The following is a 24086-nucleotide window of genomic DNA, read 5'->3' as shown; positions in this document are numbered from 1 at the left end:
GTGACGAGAATGACGACGGGCCGCTTCCCTAAAGGAAGCGCCACCAAGTGGTCGTGCGGGGGGAGCGGCTCTCGGTCATCGCCGACAGGTTAAGCGGGATTTTCCGCCCGCTCAAGCCGATCCCGCCGCCCGCTCGGTCCCGCCCTCCGCCATCTCCTCCACCCCCACCCACAGATTCCAGGCCGGCGCCAGGCTCCAGCCCGGCAAGCCCACATGTGCCTGCGGCATCCGGTAATGCAGCACGGGCCGCGGGCTCACCTTTTCGTCCGGCGGCAGGGCCGCCCGGACGCCGTCCTCGTCGCGATGGGCGAGGAGCGGCAGGAGGTCGAGGCCGCGGTGGCGGGTCGGGTTGGCGGTAAGATAATCGCGGGCGAAGCCGTCGAGGTCGGGCCGGTAGCCGGGATCGAGCACCCGGGCGGCGTAAGCGGCGGGGAAGGCCGGCGGCAGGCCCCGGGCGGCCAGGAACCCGCCCGCCGCGGTGGCCCGGCGCAGCTCCGGCTCGGAGCGGAGATAGGCCCGCAGCAGCCCGGTGAGGGTGGCGGCTTCGAGGTCCGGCGGCTCGACGTTGAAGTGGAGCCCGAGCGAGCCAAGCAGCACCGCCCCGCGCCCCCGCCCGCCGGCCCCGTGCAGCAGGGCGGCGAGGCGGTCGATCTCGGGCAGGCGGTCGAAGGCGAGGGGGCCGGTGATCAGCTCGCGCGGCACCACCGGGCCGAGGAGGGCGGCGAGCGAGCGCCCGGCGGCGCGGACCGGCAGTGCCGGACCGGCCCCGTGTTCCGGCATCCGGCGCTGCGGATGGGCGGCGCGCAGGTCGAGCTCGACCCGGATGTCGCCGAGCGCCGTGCCCTCGAGCCGGAAGGCGTGCGGGTCCTCCTCGGCGAGGCGCCCGCCGAGGCCGGCAGAGAGCGCCGCGGCGGCGACCCTGGCCGAGGGGCCCATGAACTCGATCTCGACGCCGACCCGGCGCGGCGTCCCGTCGGCCCGCAGGGGCCGGGGCGGCGAGTGAAATGCGACACGTCGGAAGTCGGCCTTGGACGATTCGGTCATGGATTGGAGACGCTCACGAGGCCGGGGCGGGGACGGGCAGGGGGAATGTGTGAGGGCGGGATCCGGCGGGGAGGGATCGAGGCCGAACAGGTCCGGGCAATCCTCCTCGCCCGGTCGGCGCGGCAGGCGGCGGGCCGACGGCGCGGCGGGGCCGAGGAGCCGCATCACCCGCTTCGAGACCGCGACCGACAGGTTCTCGCGCTTGGCCCGGGCCTCGACCCGGGCGAGCGCGTTCATCGCCGGGCCGAGCACCGTGAACTCGGCCCGCATCCCGTCGTCGAGCACCCCCACCAGCACCTCGCCGGCATGGAGAGAGGCGGTGAAGGCGAGCGGCGGCAGGTCCTGACGCCCTCTCGCCTCGTTCAACTGCCGCACCCGCGCCTCGATCTCCCGCACGCAGGCGAGTGCCGCCGCCGCCTGCTCCGCCGGCGTGCCGTCGACGAACTGGGCCAGCACCCCGTCGCCGACATACTTGTCGACGAGGCCGCCCTGGTCGGTGACCGCGCCGTGGGCGAGCGCCCGGAACGCCAGCAGCCAGTCGAGCACCCGGGCCTCGCCCCAGCGCCGGGTCAGGCTCGAGAAGCCCCGGATGTCGAGGGCGAGCAGGCAGGCGTGCCGCGGCTGGAGCGCCGTCGGCCCGTCGCGCCGCACGAGATCGATCCCCGCCGGCACGAAGCGCGCTAGCGTCGCCCGCTCGTGCTCCAGGCGCAGCATCGCGGCAAAACCCCGGCGCAGGCGCAGCGACCCCTCGATCACGAAGGCGGCCGCCACCAGGAAGGAGAGGAGCCCGAAGACGTTCGGCCCCGCCGGCGGCAGGCCGAGGCCGGGATGGAGGAGGCCGAGGCCGAGCGCCCCGGACCACACCCCCGCCACCAGGGCGGCGAAGACCGCGGTGTGGCGCGGCCGCAGGGTGAGGCCGGATTCGAGCAGCAGCAGGAAGGCCGGCAGGCGGCTCGCCAGGGTGCCGGGCTCGTCGGCGGCCTCCGCCGCCGCCATCATGTATTCGAGCACGATATAGGCCGCGAGCGCGGCGTCGAGCAGCGTCGTGATCCAGGCCAGGCGCCCGCTGTCGCGTCGCCGCGCCGTGGCGGCGAGCCAGAGCGAGGACGCCGCGTAGCCGCCAAGGATGAACCAGTGGCTGCCGGCATGCAGCACGCCGTCGCTGAGATGGGCCGAGACCGCCAGAACCCCCAGCATCACCAGCCGCATCGCCAGCACGCGGGTGGCGGTGCCCGCGGCGAGGCCCGCGGCCAGGCCGTTCTCGTCCCCGGCGGGGTGGGGCGCGGCGCCCCGGTCCGGCGGGATCGGATGTCGTCTGCTCATGGCGGGGCCGGTCTCACGCGGGGCACGGGGTGCATCGGGAGCAAGATGGTCCCTCGCCCGTCGCCGGCGAAGGCCCCCGAATGGTCCGGGTCGTGCCGCCGCCGGAAAGCCGAACGGGCCGGACGGCGCATCGTTCCGTGTGAGGCCGCCCCTTGCGGAAGGCGTTTCGCCTCGCCATCTCCAGACCATCTGGTTGGATGGTGTGGAGATGGTCATGGCGGGAAACGTGCAGGAGCTACGGCCGAAATTGCCCGACAGCGAGAAGGTGACGGTCAATCTCGGCTTCGTCGACCTCGGCCGCATCGACCTGATGGTGCGGGACGGGTTCTACGCCAACCGGGCCGACTTCATCCGCACGGCGGTCCGCAACCAGCTCGACCGGCAGGAGGAGGCGTTGCGCCAGTCGGTGGCGCGCCGGCAGCTCAGCCTCGGCCTGACCCACATCACCAGGGCCGAGCTGGAGGCGGCGCGGGATGCCGGCACGCCGCTCAAGCTCCAGGTCCTCGGGCTCGCCAGCATCGCCGACGACGTCACCCCGGAGCTCGCCCGGGCGGCCATCGCGTCGATCCAGGTGCTCGGCGCCTTCCATGCCAGCGCCGCCGTCAAGGCCGCCCTCGCCGACCGCATCGCCTGACCCCTTCGCACAGGACACAAGATCATGAGCGCATTCAAGAATTTCTCGCCGGGCGGACCTCTCGGCGCAAACGTCGACATGGCCGAGGTGACCCGCCTCACCCGCGCCGGCCGGCTGACCGAGGCCGTGGCCCTGCTCCAGGGCCACGCGGTGCCGGCCGAGCCCGCCCGCCCGCCGGCGCCGTCACCGAGCGAGCGAGGCGCCGGACCCGCCATCGACCTCGAGGCCCCAACCGAGCCGGGCGGCGCCTGGACGGTCCCGGGACAGGCCGGCACGCCGGACCCCTCCGAGGCCCTGCGGGCGATGCCCGATGCGCTGAAGGGCTTGCAGGAGACCCTGCAGGAGACCCTGCGCGGCATGCCGGAGGCGCTGAAGACCTTTCGGTCGCCGGGCGGGCTGGCCGACCTGCTGCGCGCAGGCGGCTTGCCCGACGGAGCGCTGGACGGGTTGGCCGGCAACTTGACGGGCAACCTGGCCAGCCATCTGCCCGCCGGTCTCGGCGAGGGCCTGAAGCCCCGCCGGTCCGTGCCGGTGCCGGAGGGCGCGCGGTTCGAGGAGCGGAGCTTTTCCAGTGCCGCGGGCAGCCGGACCTACAAGGTCTACGTCCCGGCCGGCCGGGAGGGCCAGGGGCTGCCGGTCGTCGTGATGCTGCACGGCTGCACCCAGGACCCCGACGACTTCGCCCTCGGCACGCGGATGAATGCGCTGGCGGAGGCGCAAGGCGCGATCGTCGTCTATCCGCGCCAGGAGCGCGCCGCCAACGCGCAGAAATGCTGGAACTGGTTCCAGCCCGGCGACCAGGGCCGCGGCGCCGGCGAGCCGGCGCTGATCGCCGGGATCGCGAAGGCCGTGGTGGAGGAGTTCGGGGCCGATGCGGATCGGGTCTTCGTCGCCGGGCTCTCGGCCGGCGGCGCGGCGGCGGCGATCCTGGCGGCGACCTATCCGGACGTGTTCGCGGCGGCCGGCATCCATTCGGGCCTCGCCTGCGGCGCGGCCCGGGACCTGCCCTCGGCGCTCGCGGCGATGGGCCAGGGGGGCGCCGCCCCGAAGCGGCCGGGCCCGTCCGTGCCGACCATCGTCTTCCACGGCGATGCCGACCGGACGGTCAACCCGCTCAACGGCGAGCGGGTCGTCGCCCAGGCGCTGCCGGGCGCGGCCCTGACCCCCACCGTGACCCGGGGCGAGACCCCGGGCGGGATCGGCTATACCCGCACGGTCCACGCGGATGCGGGAGGCAGGGCCTTCGTCGAATCCTGGGTGCTGCACGGGGCGGGACACGCCTGGTCCGGCGGCAGCCCGGACGGCTCCTACACCGAGCCGCGGGGGCCCGATGCCAGCGCCGCGATGCTGCGGTTCTTCCTGGAGCACCGCCGCGCCGGCTGAGCGCTCACGCCTTCGGCGTCGAGACCCGCAGCAGCAGCGCGACCGGCACGAGCCCGACCGCGACGATCAGCAGGGCGGCGACCGCGCCGTCCTCGTAGGTGCCCCGGGCGGCCTCGCCGTAGAGGTGGGTCGCCAGGGTCTCGACGTTGAGCGGGCGCAGGATCAGCGTCGCGGGCAGTTCCTTGACGCAATCGACGAAGACCAGCAGCGCCCCGCCGAGGAGCGCCGGCCAGGTCAGCGGCAGGTGGACCTGCGCCAGGGCGCCGGCCGGATTGCGGCCTAGCACCCGGGCGGCGTTGCCGAGCGAGCGCGGCACCCGGGCGAGGCCCGCCTCGCTGCTGCCGGCGGTGACGGCGAGGAAGCGCACCACGTAGGCGTAGACCAGCGCCGCCCCGGTGCCGAGGCCCATCGCGGGCAAAGCTGCCCCGGTCAGCGCCCGGCTCACGCCGTCGAGCAGGCCGTCGAGGGCGGACAAGGGCGGCAGCAGGCCGATCGCCAGGATGGCGCCGGGCACCGCATAGCCGAAGGTGGCGCAGCGCAGGAGCACTCCGCGCCAGCGCCCGCCGAGCACGCTCGGGCCCGCCGCGACCACGAGGCCGAGACCCGTGGCGACGATCGTCGCGAGGCCGGCATAGAACAGGGTGTTCAGGCTCTCCGACAGGATCGCCCCGGACAGGCCGGCGAAGTGGAGGCGCTTCCCCGCCTCGACCGCCAGATAGCTCGCCGGGGCCAGGAAGCCGAGGGCGACCGGCACGAGGCCGAGGCCGAGCGCCACGAGCGCCGCCGGGCCGGCGAGCCGCGTGCGGCTCATCCGCCGCGGGCGCTGCGCCGCCCCGGCATAGCCGCGCCCGCGCCGGGCCCGGCGCTCGACCGCGATCAGGCCGAGGCAGGCGGCGAGCATGACGAGTGCCAGGCCGGCGGCGCCCGGAAGGTCCGAGCGGTTGACCCAGGTGTCGTAGATCGCGACCGTGAGGGTGCGGACGCCCAGGAACTCCGCCGCCCCGATGTCGTTGAGGGCCTCCAGCAGCGCCAGGCTGGCGCCGAGCGCGATGGCCGGGCGGGCGAGCGGCAGGGCGACCCGGAGGAACACCGCCCCCGGACCGGCCCCGAGGCTGCGCCCGGCCTCGACCAGGTTCGCCGACTGCATCAGGAACAGCGCCCGGGTCGACAGGTAGACGTAGGGGTAGAGCACGAAGCCGAGCAGCAGGATGCAGCCCGGCAGCGAGCGCAGGTCCGGCAGGATCAGGTCCCGCGGGCGGGCATAGCCGAGGAGGGCGCGGATCGCGCTCTGCACCGGGCCGACCGGGTGGAGGAGGTCGAGATAGGCATAGGCCCCGATATAGGTGGGGACGGCCAGCGGCAGCAGCAGCGCCCAGTCGAGCAGGCGCCGTCCGGGGAACTCGTAGGCCGCGACGAGCCAGGCTGCGCCGGTGCCGACCACGATCACCACCGCGCCGACCCCGGCCAGCAGCAAGCCGGTCTCGACGAGGGCCGGCGGCAGGACATGGGCGAGGAGATGGGGCCAGAGCCCGCCGGAGCCCTGCAGCGCCTCGAGCCCGAGCGCCGCCACCGGGGCCAGGACCAGGAGGGCGGTGAGGCCGGCGGCGAGCGTCCAGGCCGGGAGAGTCCAGGACAGGAGCCAGGGGAATCCTCCGCCGGAAGTGGAACGAGGCAGGCGTGGCCTTGCCGCCCGGCGCGGGGTTGCCGATGGGCGCGGCGGCACGAAAGCTCTTCCCTCCACGTTGGTCGCCTTGCTCCGGTCCGCTTCAGAATAAGTCGTGGTTTCCGCCTGATCCGTCCCGAACAAGATCAAGCGCGGGGTCCCTCTCCCGAGCGCGTTATTGTATTCACACATCTCGGTCTGAGTACTTTCCCCCTCGGAGGTCGCGCGCCTCTCCTCCCCCTTGTGGGGAGGAGCTGGAGGTGGGGGTGGTGCCGGAGAAGTCTCGCGCTTTATCCGGCACCACCCCCACCCCTAACCCCTCCCCACAAGGGGGAGGGGAAAGCGCGTGCATTTACAGGAGATTGGCTCTCGGAAGAAAAGTGTAGATCCGCTCGCCAAAACGGGAGAGGGGGACCCGCGCCGTCATCGTCTATCGGAACGACTCACGCGGATCTTCTTGTCACCGGTCGAACCCGACCTTGTCGACGAGCAGGCTCGCCGCCTTGCGGTTGCGGGCGATCTCGACGAGCGGGGTGGTGTCGACCTTCAGCGGGCCGAGGGCCGTGAGCAGCGGGTCGGCCGCGACGCCGGGCTTCACCGGGTACTCGTAATCGGCCTTGGCGTAGAGGGCCTGCGCATCGTCCGAGGCGAGGTATTCGAGGAGCTTGACGGCGTTGTCGCGGTTCGGGGCGGTCTTGGCCACCACCGCGCCCGAGACGTTGACGTGGGTGCCGCCGCCCTGGAACGTCGGCAGCACCACCTGGATGCCCTCGCCCCACTTCTTCTGCTCCGGGCCGCCCCGGCCGCTGCGCATCAGGCCGACATAGTAGGAATTGCCCAGGCCGATGTCGCAGAGGTCGGCGACGATGTCGCGGGCCACGTCGCGGTCGCCGCCGCCGGCCTTGCGGGCGAGGTTGTCCTTCACGCCGCGCAGCCAGGCCTCGGTCTTGGCCTCGCCGTGCTTGACCAGGTAGGCGGAAATCAGCGCGGTGTTGTAGGGGTGCTGGCCGGCGCGCAGGCAGATCTTGCCCTTCCATTTCGGGTCGGCCAGGTCCTCGTAGGTCAGCCCGGCGAGGTCGCGCAGGTCAGGATCGGCATAGGCGACCCGGGCCCGGGTCGAGAGGGCGAACCAGCGCCCCTCGGGATCGCGCAAGGAGGCGGGGATCGCCGCCTCCAGGGTCGCCGAGCGGACCGGCTGGGCGAGGTCGCGGTCGACGAGTTCGAGCAGGTTGCCGATATCGACCGTCATCACCACGTCGGCGGCGGAGCGGGCGCCCTCGGCGGCGACGCGCTCGGTCAGGCCCTTGTCGACGAACACCGTGTTGACCTTCACGCCGCTCGCCTTGGTGAAGGCGTCGAGGAGCGGGCGGATCAGGCCGGGCTCGCGGGTGGTGTAGAGGTTCACTTCACTCTCGGCCCGGGCGGGGCCCGCGAGGGCGACGAGACCGAGGAGCGCGAACGCGGTGCGTGACAGGGACAAGGGGCGTCTCCCGAGAAAGGCGCTCCCTTGAGAAGCAATCACGAAACAAAAGCAAGCGCGTTAGATTTTAGTTGTTTCAATGTAAGATCGGGATCCAGTGTCCGCGATCATCGGACCGGTCGCGAAGCGGCGGCTGCGTTGGGTCATGCGGGTCTGACGATGCGCATGAGCGCTCCACGGGATCGCCTGTCGATCGGAAACGACAGTGCGACGCCGATCGTTCACGCCCCTGGAAAACGGGCACTCGCGTCCGATTGCTCCGATGGGCCGCAGGCGCGATGCGCGAAACGCCTTATCCCGAGGACCACTGTATACGACAGCGGCTCAAATCCTGCCGGCTTTGGGGCCTTCCCACCCTGAACCTCATCCTGAGGTGTTGGCGATCAGAGATCGCACGCGATCGAAGATCGACTGACCTCGAAGGAGGGCGCCAGATGCCGCTGCGATCCCTTGAGCCCTCCTTCGAGGCTCAGCGATCTTCGATCGCCCGCACCTCAGGATGAGGTCGCGAGCGGGACGGGCGGGGGCAGCAGACGAGACGTCCTGTCGTGTACCGTGTCCGAGGAAGTCAGCCGCCCCCCGCCGAGCCGGTGCAGGGCCACCGCCCCCGCCACCGCGACGTTGAGCGAATCGACCCCCGGCGCCATCGGGATCGCGACCCTTTGGGCGCGGGCCATCAGCGCCTCGGGCAGGCCGGGCCCTTCCGTGCCGAGCAGCAGGAGCGCGCGGGGCAGGGGCGGCAGGGTCGTGATGTCCTCGCCCGGGGCGAGAGGGCGACGGGCGTGAGCCCGTGGCGTGCGCAGAGATCCAGGAGGTCGCCTCCGGTGGGGAGGCGTCCGAAGGGAACCGTCAGGCTCGTGCCGGCGGAGACCCGGATCGCCTTGCGGTAGAGCGGATCGCAGGTCTCGCCGTCGAGGAGCACCGCGTCGGCCCCGAAGGCGGCGGCATTGCGGAAGATCCCCCCGACATTGTCGTGGTTGGCCAGGCCCACCAGGCCGACGAGAAGGGCCGGGCCCGCCGGCACCAGGGCGTCGGGCGCGGGCTCGTCCCCGCGCAATCCCACCGCCAGCACGCCGCGATGGATCGGAAAGCCCGCCACCGCCCCCATCACGGCCCTGGCGGCGAGGTAGACCGGCGCGTCGAGCCGGGCCAGGGCCGGTTCGAGCCCCGGGAGCCGCTCGGGCGAGAGCAGCACCGATTCGATCCGGAACCGGGCGGCGCCTGAGAGCAGCACGCGGAGCACCACCTCGCCCTCGGCGATGAACCGGCCTTCGCGCCCGACGAGGTCGCGCTCGCGCATCCGCGTATAGGCGGCAAGGCGCGGGTCGTCGGGATCGTCGATCGGGATGGGCGTCATCGCGCCCCCGATACCATCACCCCTTGCGGGCGGCCAGCGGATCGGATTCGGCCCTGGTCGGCACCTTCACCAGGGCCTCGCCGTCGAGCACCGTCTCGCCGTTGACGGAGCAGATGCAGCTCAGCCGGGCGCGGCGGCGGTCGGGCACCAGTTCGGCCACCGACACGGTGACGTCGACCGTGTCGCCGATCCGCACCGGCGCGCGGAAGTTGAGGCTCTGGCTGATGTAGATCGCGCCCGGCCCGGGCAGGCGGGTGCCGAGCACCGCCGAGATCAGCCCGGCGGTGTAGAGGCCGTGGGCGATGCGGGTGCCGAACGGCGTGCGGGCGGCGAAATGCTCCGAGAGGTGGATCGGGTTGCGGTCGCCGGTGATCTCCGCGAAGCCGACCACGTCGGAGGCCGCGATGGTCTTCGACAGCGTCTCGGACAGGCCGACGCTCAGGTCCTCGAAGTACAGCACGCGCAATTCGGGCATCATCGGCGTCGCTCCCGGTCGATTCTCGTGCCGCGGCCGAGGGAGACCGGGCGCGCGCGGCGCCGCAATCCCGGCCGGGGTCCCCGGGGGTCGCACGGGACGGGGGCGGAAATCCAGTGGCGAAAGGTCGGACAGCCCAAAGTCGGACAGCCCAAAGGAGGAGGCGCCGCGGGCCGAGGCGCCGCGCCCGGGGCATCGCGACGGATCGGCGGCAGCGCGGCGCCGTGCCGGTCCCGTACGACCGCCGGGGTCGTCATCTCGACTTTCGTCTGCCGCAGCGTCGCCGCCCGCCGATCCATCCCGTCCGGCGATCTTCTGTGGCCATGACTTGGATTGATCTTTGTCGCGTCCGGATTGCGGGATGCCGGTTTTTTAATTGAATTTTAGCGATGTCAGAACAAAGAATGTAACGTCTTCCGAAGCGATTACCAGCGGTCCTCGTCATGCGTATGTCCCTGAAGAGCAGCCTGAGCGGCCTGTTCGGGATCCTCCTGTTGCTGTCCCTGGCGCAGGGCGCCGTCTCCCTGTGGAAGCTCGACGCGATCGAGAGCCGCATCGCCACCCTCGCCGACGACGCGATGCCGTCGATCACCGAGGCGCATGCCCTCAACACCCTGGTGATGCGCGCCCGGCTCTGGCAGTTCCGCTTCATCACGGCGGAGAGCGAGGCCGAGAAGGCGCTCTCGGCCAAGAGCTTCGCCGAGATGGACGCCGCGCTCGACGCCGGCATGGCGCAGTACCGCAGGCTGATCAGCTCCGCCGCCGAGCAGGCGATCTTCGACGACGTCACGGACAGGCTCGCCGCGTTCCGGGCCGACTGGACCCGCCTCAAGGCGCTCCCGGGCCAGGCCGAGATCGACGCCTTCTTCCGCGGGCCGATGAACAAGACCTACCGGACGATGATCGACACGACGACGAAGCTCGTCGGCCTCAACGTCGCCGCCGGCAAGGCGGCGGGCGAGGCGGCCCGGGCCGAGCGGGCGCAGGCCACCCGCACCACCGTGGCGATGTTCTCCGTCTCGGTCCTCGTCACCCTGGCGGGGGTGCTGTTCTGCCTTCTCGGCGTCATCCGGCCGCTGGGCCGCATGACCGGGGCGATGCGCCGCCTCGCCGGGGGCGAGGCCGGGACCGCGATTCCCGGTGCGGGGCGCCGGGACGAGCTCGGCGCCATGGCGGCGGCGCTGGCGGTGTTCCGCGACAACCTGATCCGCACCCGGCGCCTGGAGGAGGAGACCGCGCTCGCCCGGGCCGGGGCCGAGGCCCAGCGCCGGCAGGCGACGCGCGAGATGGCCGATGCCTTCGAGCGGGCGGTCGGCGGCATCGTCGGCGCCGTCACCGCCGCGGCGACCGAGCTGCAGGCCACCGCCCGGACCATGACCGCCACCGCGCAGGAGACCGCCGGCCAGTCGAGCGGCGTCGCCGCGGCCGCCGCGCAGGCCGCCGCGAATGTCGGCACCGTCGCGGCGGCGGCCGAGGAACTGGGGGCCTCCGTGCAGGAGATCGGCCGCCAGGTCGACGGCTCGGCGCGGCTCGCCGGCGCCGCCGTCCGGGAGGCCGGCGAGAGCGCGGCCCAGGTCCGGGCGCTGACCGAGGCGACCGCCCGCATCGGCGACGTGGTCGGGCTGATCTCGTCGATCGCCGCCCAGACCAACCTCCTGGCGCTCAATGCCACCATCGAGGCGGCCCGGGCCGGCGCGGCGGGCCGCGGCTTCGCGGTGGTGGCGGCGGAAGTCAAGGAACTCGCCGGCCAGACCGCGAAGGCGACCGAGGAGATCACCGGCCAGATCGCGGCGATCCAGGCCTCGACCGGCCAGGCGGTCGGCGCGATCGGGGCGATCACCGCCCGGATCTCGGAGATCTCGACCGTGGCCACCTCGATCGCGGCGGCGGTCGAGGAGCAGGGCGCGGCGACGCAGGAGATCGTGCGCAACGTCTCCGAGGCCGCGTCCGGCACCGGCGAGGTGACGACGACCATCGCCGGCGTCGCCCGGGCCGCGGACGAGACCGGCGCGGCGGCGAGCCAGGTGCTGGGGGCGGCGAGCGAGCTGTCGCGCCAGTCCGAGCACCTCTCGGCCGAGGTGGCGCGCTTCCTCGACACGGTGCGGGCGGCCTGAGCCGCCCGGTTCCAGCCGATTCTCGAATCGGCCCGCCTCTCGAATCGACTCGTCGGCCGCGCCGCCCCGGACCACCGGGGCGGCGCTCGCCGTTTCGGCCCGGTCAGTTCAGCGCCTGCGGGTCGGCCTCGGTCAGGAAGGCGGCGACCTCGCGGAAGAACTGCATCCGGTTCTTCTCCATCATGACCGTGTGGGTGCCCTCGCCGAGTTCGACGAAGCGGCGGTAGGGCGCGCGGGTGAGCCGGGCGAAATACTCCTGCGCCTGGTAGCTCGGCAGGTCGGCGTCCCACTCGGCGTGGATGACCAGCGTCGGCACCCGGATCTCGCCGGGATCGTAGAGCGGCTTGCCGGCCTGCCAGTAATCCTGCGCATCCGCCACGACGCCGTTCGGCGCGCGCAACACCGGCGGCGATTGCGCGGCGCCGGCTTCGTCGGTCGCGAAGGTGGCGTCGGCCCATTGCTCGAACCAGCCGGGCGGGATCAGCGCCGCCTGCTTGTCCTCCGGCACGCCCTTGAGCCAGCGCGCCTTCGCGCTGTCCCGGCTCACGCTCCGGTAGGCCCCGAGCGCGCCGCCGCCGGCGCCGATGAGCGAGGGCGTGCGCGAGAGCCATTGCGGCGCGTAAAGGACGAGGCGGTTGACCTTGTCGTTGTGGGTGCTGGTGTAGAGCCCCATCGTCGAGGTGCCCCAGGACCAGCCCATCAGGTCGATCCTGTCGACGCCCCGCCGCTTCCGGATGAAGTCGACGACCTGGCCGACGACCGCGGCGGCGTCCTTCGTCCGCATGAAGGGCTGGCCGTCGGCGGCCGGGCGGCTCATCGCCGCCGGACGGCCCGAGAGCCCGTAGCCCGGCAGGTCGACGAGGTAGACGTCGAAGCCGAGGCCCGCCAGGTACTCCATCATCGACAGGCCGGCGAGCGGCAGGTCGAAGGCGGTCGAGGCCGGATAGGTCGCGCCGTGGACGTAGAGCAGGATCCGGTCGGCCGCGAAACGCTCCGTCCCGGCCGGGCGCTTGTTGCGCACGTAGATCGAGACGCCGTCCTCCGGGCCGGGCAGGCGGAACTCTTCCGTGTGGAGCGCCGGGCGGTCCGCCGCGGCCTGCGGCGCGGAATCGGGGGCTGCCGCGGCCTGCGGGATCGCCGCGAGGGCGCCGAGGCCGGCGAGGACGAGCCGGCGGGGCACCCGGCCCGGTTCGGGCGGGCGTGATGATGACGGCATGATGGGTTCCTCCCTCCCGCCTGTCGCCGGCGGGTGGCCCCAGTCAAGCCGGCGGCGCCCGCCGGCACAACCGCCGGTGGGGCATGGCACGGATGCGGCCCCCTCCGGCGCAAGCCCCTCCGGTCCAGCCCACTTTGGCCCAGCCCACCTTGGCCCATCCCCCTGGCTCATGCCGCCCGATCGGGGCATAGACGCCGCGTCCTGCCGCTGCCTGCGCGAGCCCGCTCCCCGTGACCTCCTCCGACACCGATCCCGGCCTGCGCGAGACCGTGCGACGCGTCGCCCTGCTCAATCTCGGCTATTTCGGGGTCGAGGCGGCGGTGGCGGTGGCGATCGGCTCCGTCGCCCTGGTGGCCGACAGCGTCGACTTCCTGGAGGATGCGGCGCTCAACCTCCTGATCGTCGCCGGCCTCGGCTGGCGCCCCGCCGCCCGGGCGCGGCTCGGCATGGCGATGGCCGGCATCCTGCTGCTGCCGGGATTGGCGGCCGCCTGGACCGCCTGGCAGAAGATCGGCGCCTTCACGGCCCCGGCACCCGTGCCGCTGACCCTCACGGGCCTCGGCGCGCTCGCGGTCAACCTCGCCTGCGCGATGATGCTGGCCCGCCACCGCGAGGGGCGCGGCAGCCTGACCCGGGCGGCCTTCCTGTCGGCCCGCAACGACGCCGTCGCCAACGTCGCCATCGTGGCGGCCGGGCTCGTCACCGCCGCCACGCTGTCGCGCTGGCCCGGCTTCGCGCCCTGGCCCGACCTGGTGGTCGGCCTCGGCATCGCGGCGATGAACGCGGACGCCGCCCTGGAGATCTGGCAGGCCGCCGCCGCCGAGCGCCGGGCCGCGCGCGAGGAGGCGGCCTGAAGACGGGTCGGGATTGCTGCCGGCCCAAGCGGATTTCGCCGGAGCGGTGACCGGTTCGGCGCCAGAACCTGCGGCGAGACAAGAGCCTGAGCGGAAGCCGGGATCACCTCCGCGTCCCTATGCGGCGGCCGTGACCTTCGCCACCGCGCCGACGATCTGCCGGAGCTGAAGCGGCTTCTCCAGCCGCGCGATGCCCGCGAATTCCGGCGGGATCACCTCCGCGTCGTAGCCGGTCGTGAACACGAAGGGGATGCCCCTGTCCTTCAGCGTCTCGGCCAGCTTGAACGAGGGACCCGCCCCGAGGTTGATGTCGACGACGACGGCATCGGGGCGCCGCTCGTCCAGCGCGGCGCGCGCCTCCGCCTCGTTCGCGCACGGGCCGACGACCTCCGCCCCGGCGCCCTCCAGGGCCCGGGCGGCGTCCGTCGCGAGATAGAAGTCGTCCTCCACCACCAGGACGCGGCGACCCGCGAGATCCGGTCCATCCGTCATGTCGAGCGATCCCCCGAAGACCGTCATGCGCCGCGGCGCACCCGTCTCCAGGATGCTCGCGCCCTCCTCGAGCGGAAACGCCAAATGACACCGGGCGCCGCCGGGCGCGATCGTCAGCGTGCCGCGCCCGTTCAGCTCGTAGGGGATGCGCGCCTCGATCAGCTCGCTGCCGAAGCCGCGGCGGCGCGATCCGTCGCGCGTCGGCTGCGGGCGCCCGGGGGCGCCGGCCTCCGTCCAGTCGAAGGCGAGCCAGGGGCCGCCGCCCGTCTCGACGAGGCTCCACCGGACGGTGACCGTGCCGTGCGCCGTGGACAGGGCACCGTATTTGAGGGCGTTGGTGGCCAGTTCGTGCACCGCCAGCGTCAGCACCTCCGCGGCCTTGGGCGACAGCGCGACGTCCGGCCCGTCGAGGTCGTACTGGCCCTCGTGCTGCGCCTGGACGCTCACCTCGTCGCGCACGATCCCGGCGATCCCGACGCGGACATTCGCCGCGCGGGTGAGCAAAGCCTGCACCCGGGCGAGGGCGAGCAGGCGGCCCATCATCAGCGCGGTGTAGTCCGGCACGCTGGCGGCGCGCTCGCCGGTGCGCCGCGTCACCGAGCGGATCATCGCCATGATGTTGCGGACCCGGTGCTGGAGCTCGGCCAGCAGCACGGCCGTGTGCTCCGCGGCGAGCCTGGCCTCGGTGACGTCCTCGACGATGCCGCCGATGCGCGGGATGCGGCCGTCGTCGCGCAGCGGAAAGTCCGTGCTCCTGATCCAGCGGAAGGCGCCGTCCGAGGGCCGCCGGATGCGGAACTCGTGCACCGCGGCCTCGCCGGCGCGCGCCGCCTCCAGGTGGCCCAGCGCGGCGGCCCGGTCGTCGGGCACGATCAGCGCGGCCCAGCGCGCTACGTCGCCGAGCAGGGCTCCGGCCTCCACCCCGTAGATGGCGGCGACGGCGGGGCTCACGAACTCCATCGCCAGCGTGCCCGCATCCCTGATCCACAGGCCCGCGGCGGATGCCCTGGCAAAGTGCCGGAACCGCTCCTCGCTCTCGCGCAAGGCGGCCTCGGCGCGCCTGCGGTCGTCGATGTCGATGTTCACGCCGACCCATTTCTCGATCAGCCCGTCCGCATCGAGCAGCGGCGCGGCGCGGACGTTGGTCCAGCGCCATCGGCCGCCGGGGGCGCGGAGGCGGAACTCGGCATCGACGGCCCCGCGCGCCGCCATCGCCTCCCGCCATTGCCGCTCGGCATGGGGGCGGTCGTCGGGATGGATCGCGTCGAGCCAGCCGTCGCCGAGCCACTCCTCCCGCGTCTGGCCGGTATAGGCCCGCCAGCTCGGGCTGTCGGCGACGACCAGGCCGTCGGCATCGGTCTCCCACGCCGCCTGCGTCCAGTTCTCGATCAGGAGACGGTCCCGTGCCGCGCTCGCGCGCAGGGCCTGCTCCGCCCGATGCTGCACCGTCGTCTCCTTGAGGGTCCAGAGCACGCCGGCCACCCGCCCGGCCTCATCGTGAACCGGGACGTAGTCGACGTCGAACCAGCCCTCCTCCAGGCGGCCGTTCCGCAGGACGGGATACCGTCGTCCGACGCACCGCGCCGCCCGTCCGGCCATGCCGGCGGCGAGGTCGTCGGCGAAGACGTCGCGCGAGCGGGCGAACGTCTCGTGGACCGACCGCCCCAGGGCGCGGACGCAATGCTCCCGGAGCAGTTCCGTGAAGCGGTCGTTGTAGAGGTGGATCCCCTCGGGGCCCCAGACGAGGCTCATCATGCCGGGGGACCGGAGCATCAGGTCGACGATGGTCTTCAGGCTCTGCGGCCAGCGCGCGATCGGGCCCAGCGGGGTCGAGGCCCAATCGAACCGGCGGATGAGCGCGGCCATCTCGCCGTCGCCGGAGGGCCATGGGGCTTGTATTGCCAACATCTCGCGAGGGCACGAGATCGGCGGTCCGAGTCAATTGATAAATGTTATTTTTCGCTCATAATCTTCGAGTTCCCGTTCGAGCGGTCGCTCCGATCGATTCGCACGCACGCCGACATCTCTCGACGTCATCCCGGGCTCCGCTTTCGCGGCCCCGGGACGACGGTGAGGGTTTCGATCCGGTCGGCCGGCTCGAACAGGCTTCCGAACCGCTCGTTTCCCGGCTGCCGACAGCCGCGTTCCACCCGCAGCGCTCCGTCGCACGGTGGAGAGCGGGCGCTGCTCTAGGAATCCCGCTCCGCCGCCCCGTCGGCCTCGCGCCCGATGATCTCCCGCAGGGCCGCCCCGGTCGGCCCGGCGAGCACGTCGGCGAGGGTGAAGCGGTCGAGCTCGCGGATGAAGCTGCGCTCGGCCGCGTCGAGGGCGTGCTTGAGAAGGCAGCGGCCGGCGAGCGGGCAGGGGCCGCGGGCGCATTCGACGAGGCAGCCGAGCCCTTCGAGTTCCGCCACCACGGCGCCGAGCCGCACCGCCTCCGGGGGACGAGCCAGGCGCACGCCGCCGGCGCGGCCCTGCCGCGCCTCGATGTAGCCCGCGCCGGTGAGCCCGCGCGCCACCTTCTGGAGATGGTGCAGCGACACCCCGAAGGCGCGGGCGACGGCCGGCGTCGTCGTCCAGGCGCCGGCCTCCATCGCCGCGAGGTAGAGCAGCATGCGCAGCGACAGGTCGGTATGGAGCGAGAGCCGCAAGGCGCTGTCCTTCCTTCGCAGTCGTCCTGATCCTTCGGGTGTCCTCGGAGGACGCCGCCAGGGTTGCCGCCGGCCCCGGGCCGTCGGGACCGCGCGGTCGCTTCCGGGCGAAGCGCGGCCGTTGCGGGGCGCCAGCCTAGCCTATGTCGGACCGGCCGAGAAAGCCATGGACGCGGTTGTATCGCGGCCGAGCCGATGCAACCGAACGGCCATGGAAGCGGCGGAGGACCGGCCGCCGACGGGCGCTGACGCAAGCGCGCGCCGGTCGATGGCGGCATAATCTGGTAAATCCTGTACTTGTTTGATCCGCGAGGGAAAATCGCGACCGATAAACATTTGCGAGGGCGGGGGTTACCGTGCCAGCCTAGTCAGTCGTCACCCGGCCCCGATCGGCAGGGCCGGCCCGTGGGCTTCGGAGATTCGGTCCGGAGGCCCCCTCACACCATTGGGGCAACCCGTGCCGCACTACTTCTTCGACATCAACGACCACGACCTGTCGCATCGCGACGACGAGGGCAGCGACTGGCCGAGCCGCGAGGCCGCCCAGGCCCATGCCATGCGGATCCTGGCCGACATCGCCCGCGACGAGGCCCGCCGCCAGGACCGGCTTCACCTGTTCGTGACCATCCGCAACGAAAGCCGGGCCGTCCTCGCCATCGCGTCCCTGGCGGTGGCCTGCACCTGGATGGAGTGATACCAACGGTCGTTGGAAACGACCTTTGGTTCCGTTCTCGAATTTTCGTCAAGCCTCTGGCTTGGCATAGACAATTCGAGATGGCTCAATGGCCCGATGCGTCAGCATCTGGGGCCATTGGTATGATTCCGGCTGGATTGCGCCCGGCGGGATCGGCCGCTGGCCTCTTGCGGACCGGCACATACCGTCGCGCCTCGAAACCGCCGCCGCGACGGACCGTTACCCCCGCGCTTTAACCCATGTTGGCAGCGAGGCGACGTGACGGACCGGCCGATCGAGGACTACGCCGTGATCGGCGATACCTGTACGACGGCGCTCGTCGCCCGGGACGGATCGATCGACTGGCTGTGCTGGCCCTGCCACGACAGCCCGGCCGTGTTCCTGCGCCTCCTCGACGAGGACAGGGGCGGGGCCTGCGAGATCCTGCTCGAGGGTTTGCGCGAGACGCATCGGCGCTATCGCCCCGGCACCACCATCCTGGAGACCACCTTCGTCACCGCGACCGGCCGCCTGACGCTCACCGACCTGATGCCGCTGCATCCCCTCGACGCGGTCCCCGACGAGGGCCCGGACGGCGCCCCCCACGGGCGGATCCTGCGCCTCGCCGCCTGCGAGTCCGGCACGGTGACCGGCCGGTTCCGGGTGCGCCCGACCTTCGACTACGCCCGCGACGGCGCCGCCCTCGAACCCGAGCCGGGCGGGACGGTCCTGTGTCGGCGCCTCTCGAAGCCCGAGGGCGTGCGCGTCGCGGCGACCGTGCCGCTGACGATCGCCGGCGACCGGGTCGAGGCGGCGTTTTCCCTGGGCGAGGGGGAGGGGGCGACCCTGGTCCTGTCCCATCGCGAGGACGACGACGGCGACATCGAAGGCGCCGAAGCGAGCCTGTCGGCGACGCAGGATTACTGGGAGGAATGGTCCGGCCGCTGCACCTATGACGGGCCGCACCGCGACGACGTCGTGCGCAGCGCCCTCGTGCTCAAGCTCCTCACCCACGCGCCCTCGGGCGGGATCATCGCGGCCGCAACCACCAGCTTGCCGGAGGCGGTGCCGGGCACCCGCAACTTCGATTACCGCTACGTCTGGATGCGGGATGCGAGCTTCACCGTCACGGCCTTCGTCAATCTCGGCTACGTGCGCGAGGCGGCGGAGTTCCTGCGCTTCCTGCGCGACGCCGACGGCACCCGCGGCCGCGACCTGGAGCTGATGTACGGCATCAACGGGCGCGTGCCGGAGGAGGAGATCCTCGATCACCTGCGCGGCTGGCGCGGTTGCGCGCCGGTGCGGATCGGCAACGCGGCCTCGAGCCAGCACCAGTACGACATCTACGGCGAGTTCCTGGTGGCGCTCCACGCCTTCCTCGACGCCGTCGACTACGACCCGCCGGTCAAGGTCAACGACCACCTGCCCGAGGTGCTGGGGCATCTCACCGACCACGTGATCCGCTGCCGCCACGCCCCCGACCACGGCATCTGGGAACTGCGCGACGAGACGCGCCAGATCCTGCACACCAAGGGCATGCTCTGGGTCGCCCTCGACCGGGCGGTCCAGATCGCCGGACGCCTCGACGTGGCGGCGCCCGAGCGGGTCGAGGAATGGCGGAGGACCGCCGCCGAGATCCGGGCCGAGTACCACGAGAAGGGCTGGAACGCCCGGGTCGGCGCCTACACCCAGTCTTACGGCTCCGACGACCTCGACGCCGCGGTCCTGCGCACGGTGCTGTTCGGCGCCTTCGACGCCGGGTCGCCCCGGGTCGCCGCGACGCTGCGTGCGGTGAGCGAGGGCCTCGGCGACGGCGACCTGATCTACCGCTACCGCAACGCCGACGGCTTCGCGCACCCGGAGGCGACCTTCGCGGCCTGCGCCTTCTGGCGCGTCGGCTGCCTGGCGCTCGCCGGGCGCATGCAGGAGGCCGAGCCGCTCTTCGCCCGGCTGCTGGCGCGGGGCAACGACCTCGGGCTGTTCGCCGAGGAGATCGAGGCCGGGACGGGCGAGCAGCGCGGCAACGTCCCGCAAGGGTTCACCCACATGGCGATCATCAACCACGCGGTCCGCCTCGACCGGGCGACCCGGCACGCCGCGGCGCAGACCGACGAGCCGTGCCAATGGGCGGTGGGGGCCTGATACCAACGGTCGTTGGAAACGACCTTTGGTTCCGTTCTCGAATTTTCGTCAAGCCTCCGGCTTGGCATAGAAAATTCGAGATGGCTCAATGGCCCGATGCGTCAGCATCTTGGGCCATTGGTATGATAGCCTGTTCGAGTGAGCTGACGGAACTGAGACCCACCTCGTCATCCCGGGGCCGCGCAGCGGAACCCGGGATCCATAAAAGCTGGCGCTTCGGGATCGGGCGACCAGCGTCCCGCTTCGTCCGGCACCGCCGGCGGTCATGGATCCCGGGTTCTCGCCGTCAGCGAGCCCCCGGACGACGGGGCAGGAGGACGAGGAGAGACGGCAGCGTCGGTGCCGGACCTCCGGTCCGACGACTCGAACAGGCTCTGAGCCGAGGAGGAACAGCCGTCCCGGGGGGTGGGCACCGCCGCCCGAATTTGCTCTAAGGCTCGGAACGGGTGCCCCCTCGGGCGCTCCACCGATCCGAAGCCTCCTATCCGGGAAACCAGTCGTGGCGGGCGAGCCGTACTTCATCACCACCGCCATCTCGTACCCCAACGGGGTGCCGCATATCGGGCACGCCTACGAGGTGATCGCCGCCGATGCCATCGCGCGCTTCAAGCGCCTCGACGGCTACGACGTGTTCTTCACCACCGGCACCGACGAGCACGGCCTCAAGATCCAGCAGACCGCCGCCAAGGCCGGGATCAGCCCGCGCGCCTTCGTCGACGACATGGCGCCGCGCTTCCGCACCATGGCCGAGCGGCTCGACTGCTCGTTCGACCGCTTCATCCGCACCACCGATGCCGACCACATCGCCGCCGCTCAAGGTCTGTGGCGCCGGATGGAGGAGAACGGCGACATCTACCTCGCCAAGTATGCCGGCTGGTACTCGGTCCGCGACGAGGCCTATTACGACGAATCCGAATTGGTCACGGCGCCGGACGGCAGCCGCCGGGCCGAGAAGACCGGCACGCCGGTCGAGTGGGTCGAGGAGGAGAGCTACTTCTTCCGGCTCTCGGCCTATGGCGAGCGCCTGCTCGCCCTCTACGAGGCGAACCCGGACTTCATCGGCCCCGATTCGCGCCGCAACGAGGTGACGAGCTTCGTCCGCTCCGGCCTCCAGGACCTGTCGGTGAGCCGCACCACCTTCGACTGGGGCGTGCCGGTGCCGGGCAATCCGGCCCACGTGATGTATGTCTGGGTCGACGCGCTGACCAACTACATCACCTCCTGCGGCTTTCCCGACGAGGCCGATCCGCGCTGGCGCCACTGGCCGGCGGACCTCCACGTCATCGGCAAGGACATCATCCGCTTCCACGCGGTCTACTGGCCGGCCTTCCTGATGTCGGCCGGCCTCCCGGTCCCCAAGCGCGTCTTCGGCCACGGCTTCCTCCTCAACAAGGGGGAGAAGATGTCGAAGTCCGTCGGCAACGTCGTCGACCCGGTGGGGCTGGCCGACATCTACGGCGTCGATCCCTTGCGCTACTTCGTGCTGCGCGAGGTCCCGTTCGGCCAGGACGGCAGCTACTCGCACGAGGCGATCGTCAACCGGCTCAACGCCGACCTCGCCAACGACATCGGCAACCTCGCCCAGCGCTCGCTGACCATGATCGCCCGCAATTGCGGGGGGCAGGTTCCGAAGGCGGGTGAACCGTCCTCGGCCGACAAGGCGCTGCTCGCGCTCGCCGACGCGCTGCCGGAGAAGGCGAGGGGGCTGATGCAGGACCTCGCCCTGCACGCGGTGCTGGCCGAGATCTGGGCCGTGGTGGCCGAGGCCAACCGCTACTTCGCCGGCCAGGAGCCGTGGGCGCTGCGCAAGACCGATCCGGCCCGGATGGAGGCGGTGCTGTACACCACCGCCGAGGTGCTGCGGGCGGTCGGCATCCTGGTCCAGCCCTTCATCCCGAGCGCCGCCGCCCGGCTCCTCGACCTTCTGGCGGTGGCGCCCGAGGCGCGCAAGCTCGCCGATGTCGGGCCGGCAAGGCGCCTCGTGCCCGGCACGAGCCTGCCGGCGCCGAGCCCGATCTTCCCGCGCTACGTGGAGCCCGAGGCGTGAGCCTGGTCGACAGTCACTGCCATCTCGATTCGCCCGGCCTCGTCGAGCGCCTGCCCGAGGTGCTGGCTCGCGCCAAGGCGGCCGGGATCGACCGGATGGTGACGATCTCGACCCGGGTCGCCCGGTTCGAGACCTACCGGGCTCTGAGCGAGGCGCACCCGGAGGTCTTCTTCACGATCGGCACCCACCCGCACCAGGCGGGCGAGGAGCCGGACGTGCCGGCGAGCGAGATCGTCGCCCTGTCGCGCCACCCGCGCTGCATCGGCATCGGCGAGGCCGGGCTCGACTACCATTACGACACCGCACCGCGGGACGTGCAGACGAAGGTTTTCCGCACCCACATCGCGGCGGCGCGAGAGAGCGGGCTGCCGCTCGTCATCCATGCCCGCGAGGCGGACGAGGACGTCGCCAGCATCCTCACCGAGGAGATGGCGCGCGGGCCGTTCAAGGCGGTGCTGCACTGCTTCTCGTCGGGGCGGCGGCTGGCCGAAATCGGGGTCGAGCTCGGCCTGTTCGTGTCGTTCTCCGGCATCGTCACCTTCCGCAACTCGGACGAGATCCGGTCGATCGCCAAGGGCGTCCCGCACGACCGCCTCCTGGTCGAGACCGACGCGCCCTATCTCGCGCCGGTGCCGCATCGCGGCCGGCCGAACGAGCCGGCCTTCGTCGCCGACACCGCCCGGGTGCTGGCCGAGACCGTCGGGCTCACCCCCGACGACCTCGCGCGGCTCACCACCGCCAATTTCGACCGCCTGTTCGACAAGGCCGCCGCGCACAGCCGAGGGCTCTGACCGCATGCCGACCCTGACCCTTCGCATCCTGGGCTGCGGCTCCTCGGGCGGCGTGCCGCGGGTCGGCTACGGCTGGGGCGCCTGCGACCCGGCCGATTCCCGCAACCGGCGCCGGCGCTGCTCGCTCCTGGTCGAGCGCCGGGACGCGGACGCACAGGCGACCACCGTCCTCGTCGACACCTCGCCGGACCTGCGCGAGCAGCTCCTCGACGCCGCGGTGCAGCGCCTCGACGGCATCCTGTTCACCCATTCCCACGCCGACCACACCCACGGCATCGACGACGTGCGCCCGCTGGTGATCCACATGCGCCGGCGCATCCCGGTCCATGCCGACGCGGACACCACCGCGCTGCTCAAGGCCCGCTTCGCCTATTGCTTCACCTCCCGGGACGGCAGCCTCTACCCGCCGATCCTCGACCTGCACGCGCTCGAGGCCGGCGCGCCGGTGACCGTCGAGGGACCCGGCGGGCCGGTGACGGCGACCGCCTTCACGATGGAGCACGGGCCCGAGGAGAAGGCCTTGGGCTTTCGCTTCGCCGATGCGGCCTACGCGCCGGACGTCAGCACCATGCCGGACGCCGCCAAGGCCCGTTTGCGCAACCTCGACCTCCTGATCATCGATGCGCTGCGCGACACGCAGCACCCGACCCATTTCTCGGTCTCGGACGCCCTGGCGCTGATCGAGGAGGTGGCGCCGCGCCGCGCCATCCTGACCAACCTCCACACCGACCTCGACTACGAGACCTTGCGCCGGCGCCTGCCGCCCGGGGTGGTTCCGGCCTATGACGGGCTGTCGGTCACGGTCGACGGCTGATCCGCCGGCCGGAGATGGACCGCGAGCCAGACCGTCGGCCCGTCGGGGCTGGTCCATTCGACCCGGTGGCGCCGATGCGCCGGGATCATCAGATGGTCGCCGGGGCCGAGCCGCCGGGGCTCGGTCTCGCCGTGCAGGTGCAGGCCGGCGCCGCCTGAGAGCAGCACGACCCACTCGTCCCAGGGCTGGTCGTACCAGAAGCCCGGCGGGCTGGCCTGGCCGGTGGAGACGATCCGCTCGATGCGGGCGTGCGGGGTTCGGGCCAGGAGGTCGACCCGCTCGTCGGGCAGCGGCGTCGCGGGCAGGCCGGAAAAGAGGTTGGCGGTCGGGGGGGCGCGCTCCGATCTGTATCGTTCGTCATGGCGCGTCCGGCATCGTCGCGGGGTCGCGGGCACCGTGACGGATGCCGACCACGACGACCTCGTCCTTGGTCACGACGTAGAAGATCAGGTAAGGCCTGGCCAGGATCCGGCGCATGGGCCGAAGGTCGGTCGGCGGTCCATTGTGGGGTTGTTCGAGAAGACGATCGGTCGCCGCCTGGATGCGGGCCTGAACGCGGCGTCCGCTGAGCGGGGACGTCGCAGAGATCTCATCCAGGATCTGCTCGAACTCGTCCGCCGCCTCGGGCGTGTAGCGGAGCCTCACAGGCCGTGCTTCGCCCACATGGCCCGTATCCGCTCGTCGCTCGCGAACTCGCCCCGGGCTGCCTGCGCGAGGGACTTGGCGAACGAAGCCTTCTCCTCGGGGCTGAGAACGACAAGGGTTTGCTCGTCGTCGAGGACGACCAGCATGGCCCGAGCAACCTCGTCCTGCGTTTCGGGCGGGAGTGCGCGGGCGCGCTCGATGGCTCGTTCGAGAAGGTCGGTCATGACATCATCATGCTCCTGATTCGCACGGGTGAGAAGGCAGACAGAGCGCCACCGGCTCTGCAAA

At 72.2% G+C, this 24086-nt stretch carries 19 protein-coding genes and 1 pseudogene; 9 read left to right on the top strand and 11 right to left on the bottom strand.

What is annotated here, in order from left to right:
* Positions 1 to 111 precede the first annotated feature (111 nt).
* Entirely contained in the window at positions 112 to 2367 is a 2256-nt protein-coding gene (locus F1D61_RS12490; protein ID WP_203158245.1) for an amidoligase family protein, read from the bottom strand.
* A 214-nt stretch (positions 2368 to 2581) separates the two neighbouring features.
* Here F1D61_RS12490 and F1D61_RS12485 point away from each other — a divergent pair, with 214 nt between their 5' ends.
* Together F1D61_RS12485 and F1D61_RS12480 are read left to right on the top strand one after the other, a co-directional pair.
* Positions 2582 to 3001: a CopG family transcriptional regulator gene (locus F1D61_RS12485; protein WP_203158243.1), complete on the top strand. Its 420-nt coding sequence runs from the start codon at positions 2582 to 2584 to the stop codon at positions 2999 to 3001.
* A 24-nt stretch (positions 3002 to 3025) separates the two neighbouring features.
* On the top strand, positions 3026 to 4384 hold the full coding sequence (locus tag F1D61_RS12480) for an extracellular catalytic domain type 1 short-chain-length polyhydroxyalkanoate depolymerase (RefSeq protein WP_203158241.1): 1359 nt from the start codon (positions 3026 to 3028) through the stop codon (positions 4382 to 4384).
* A gap of 4 nt (positions 4385 to 4388) precedes the next feature.
* Here the strand turns inward: F1D61_RS12480 and F1D61_RS12475 are convergent, their stop codons facing one another.
* The 4 genes and pseudogenes from F1D61_RS12475 to croR form a co-directional block, all read right to left on the bottom strand.
* Positions 4389 to 6020 carry an ABC transporter permease gene (locus F1D61_RS12475; RefSeq protein WP_203159034.1) on the bottom strand — a complete coding sequence of 544 codons (1632 nt, stop codon included), beginning with the start codon at positions 6018 to 6020 and terminating at the stop codon, positions 4389 to 4391.
* A 487-nt stretch (positions 6021 to 6507) separates the two neighbouring features.
* On the bottom strand, positions 6508 to 7521 hold the full coding sequence (locus tag F1D61_RS12470) for an extracellular solute-binding protein (protein WP_432443303.1): 1014 nt from the start codon (positions 7519 to 7521) through the stop codon (positions 6508 to 6510).
* A gap of 500 nt (positions 7522 to 8021) precedes the next feature.
* Positions 8022 to 8884 (bottom strand): annotated as a pseudogene (locus F1D61_RS12465) (TrmH family RNA methyltransferase).
* Between the two features lie 16 nt (positions 8885 to 8900).
* On the bottom strand, positions 8901 to 9362 hold the full coding sequence (gene croR, locus F1D61_RS12460) for a MaoC family dehydratase (protein WP_203158239.1): 462 nt from the start codon (positions 9360 to 9362) through the stop codon (positions 8901 to 8903).
* A 440-nt stretch (positions 9363 to 9802) separates the two neighbouring features.
* Between croR and F1D61_RS12455 the strand changes: the two genes are divergently transcribed.
* On the top strand, positions 9803 to 11473 hold the full coding sequence (locus tag F1D61_RS12455) for a methyl-accepting chemotaxis protein (RefSeq protein WP_203158238.1): 1671 nt from the start codon (positions 9803 to 9805) through the stop codon (positions 11471 to 11473).
* Between the two features lie 103 nt (positions 11474 to 11576).
* Here F1D61_RS12455 and F1D61_RS12450 read toward each other — a convergent pair whose 3' ends face one another.
* Positions 11577 to 12689 carry an alpha/beta hydrolase gene (locus F1D61_RS12450; protein WP_203158237.1) on the bottom strand — a complete coding sequence of 371 codons (1113 nt, stop codon included), beginning with the start codon at positions 12687 to 12689 and terminating at the stop codon, positions 11577 to 11579.
* A 230-nt stretch (positions 12690 to 12919) separates the two neighbouring features.
* On the opposite strand from F1D61_RS12450, the gene F1D61_RS12445 reads away from it, so the two are divergent.
* The gene (locus F1D61_RS12445) at positions 12920 to 13543 is read left to right on the top strand and encodes a cation transporter (protein WP_203158236.1); all 624 of its coding nucleotides are present in this window, start codon (positions 12920 to 12922) and stop codon (positions 13541 to 13543) included.
* A gap of 117 nt (positions 13544 to 13660) precedes the next feature.
* Here the strand turns inward: F1D61_RS12445 and F1D61_RS12440 are convergent, their stop codons facing one another.
* On the bottom strand, positions 13661 to 15901 hold the full coding sequence (locus F1D61_RS12440; RefSeq protein WP_203158235.1) for a PAS domain-containing protein: 2241 nt from the start codon (positions 15899 to 15901) through the stop codon (positions 13661 to 13663).
* A gap of 323 nt (positions 15902 to 16224) precedes the next feature.
* Positions 16225 to 16686, bottom strand: coding sequence for an RrF2 family transcriptional regulator (locus F1D61_RS12435; RefSeq protein ID WP_246775842.1), 462 nt, complete (start codon positions 16684 to 16686; stop codon positions 16225 to 16227).
* Positions 16687 to 17143: 457 nt separating this feature from the next.
* On the opposite strand from F1D61_RS12435, the gene F1D61_RS12430 reads away from it, so the two are divergent.
* The 5 genes from F1D61_RS12430 to F1D61_RS12410 all read left to right on the top strand — a co-directional run bounded on the left by F1D61_RS12430 (position 17144) and on the right by F1D61_RS12410 (position 23153).
* Positions 17144 to 17380 (top strand): DUF6894 family protein, encoded by a 237-nt coding sequence (locus tag F1D61_RS12430; RefSeq protein ID WP_203158233.1) that lies wholly within the window; start codon positions 17144 to 17146, stop codon positions 17378 to 17380.
* 258 nt (positions 17381 to 17638) lie between these two features.
* Entirely contained in the window at positions 17639 to 19501 is a 1863-nt protein-coding gene (locus F1D61_RS12425; protein WP_203158232.1) for a glycoside hydrolase family 15 protein, read from the top strand.
* A 499-nt stretch (positions 19502 to 20000) separates the two neighbouring features.
* Positions 20001 to 21548, top strand: a complete 1548-nt coding sequence (gene metG, locus F1D61_RS12420) for a methionine--tRNA ligase (protein ID WP_203158230.1) — start codon at positions 20001 to 20003, stop codon at positions 21546 to 21548.
* Positions 21545 to 22339, top strand: coding sequence for a TatD family hydrolase (locus F1D61_RS12415; protein ID WP_246775841.1), 795 nt, complete (start codon positions 21545 to 21547; stop codon positions 22337 to 22339). The genes metG and F1D61_RS12415 overlap by 4 nt, the downstream gene beginning before the upstream one ends.
* A 4-nt stretch (positions 22340 to 22343) precedes the next feature.
* The gene (locus F1D61_RS12410) at positions 22344 to 23153 is read left to right on the top strand and encodes an MBL fold metallo-hydrolase (protein ID WP_203158228.1); all 810 of its coding nucleotides are present in this window, start codon (positions 22344 to 22346) and stop codon (positions 23151 to 23153) included.
* Here F1D61_RS12410 and F1D61_RS12405 read toward each other — a convergent pair.
* The 3 genes from F1D61_RS12405 to F1D61_RS12395 are packed head-to-tail and all read right to left on the bottom strand — an operon-like array spanning position 23120 to position 24022.
* Positions 23120 to 23458 (bottom strand): cupin domain-containing protein, encoded by a 339-nt coding sequence (locus F1D61_RS12405; RefSeq protein ID WP_203159031.1) that lies wholly within the window; start codon positions 23456 to 23458, stop codon positions 23120 to 23122. The genes F1D61_RS12410 and F1D61_RS12405 overlap by 34 nt on opposite strands.
* A 52-nt stretch (positions 23459 to 23510) precedes the next feature.
* Positions 23511 to 23798: a type II toxin-antitoxin system RelE/ParE family toxin gene (locus F1D61_RS12400; RefSeq protein ID WP_246775840.1), complete on the bottom strand. Its 288-nt coding sequence runs from the start codon at positions 23796 to 23798 to the stop codon at positions 23511 to 23513.
* Positions 23795 to 24022 carry a hypothetical protein gene (locus F1D61_RS12395; protein ID WP_203158224.1) on the bottom strand — a complete coding sequence of 76 codons (228 nt, stop codon included), beginning with the start codon at positions 24020 to 24022 and terminating at the stop codon, positions 23795 to 23797. Before F1D61_RS12395 ends, F1D61_RS12400 begins: the two co-directional genes overlap by 4 nt.
* Between the last annotated feature and the right edge of the window lie 64 nt (positions 24023 to 24086).

Source organism: Methylobacterium aquaticum (assembly GCF_016804325.1).
Lineage (GTDB): Bacteria > Pseudomonadota > Alphaproteobacteria > Rhizobiales > Beijerinckiaceae > Methylobacterium > Methylobacterium aquaticum_C.
This window is presented reverse-complemented; position numbering and strand designations above follow the sequence as displayed.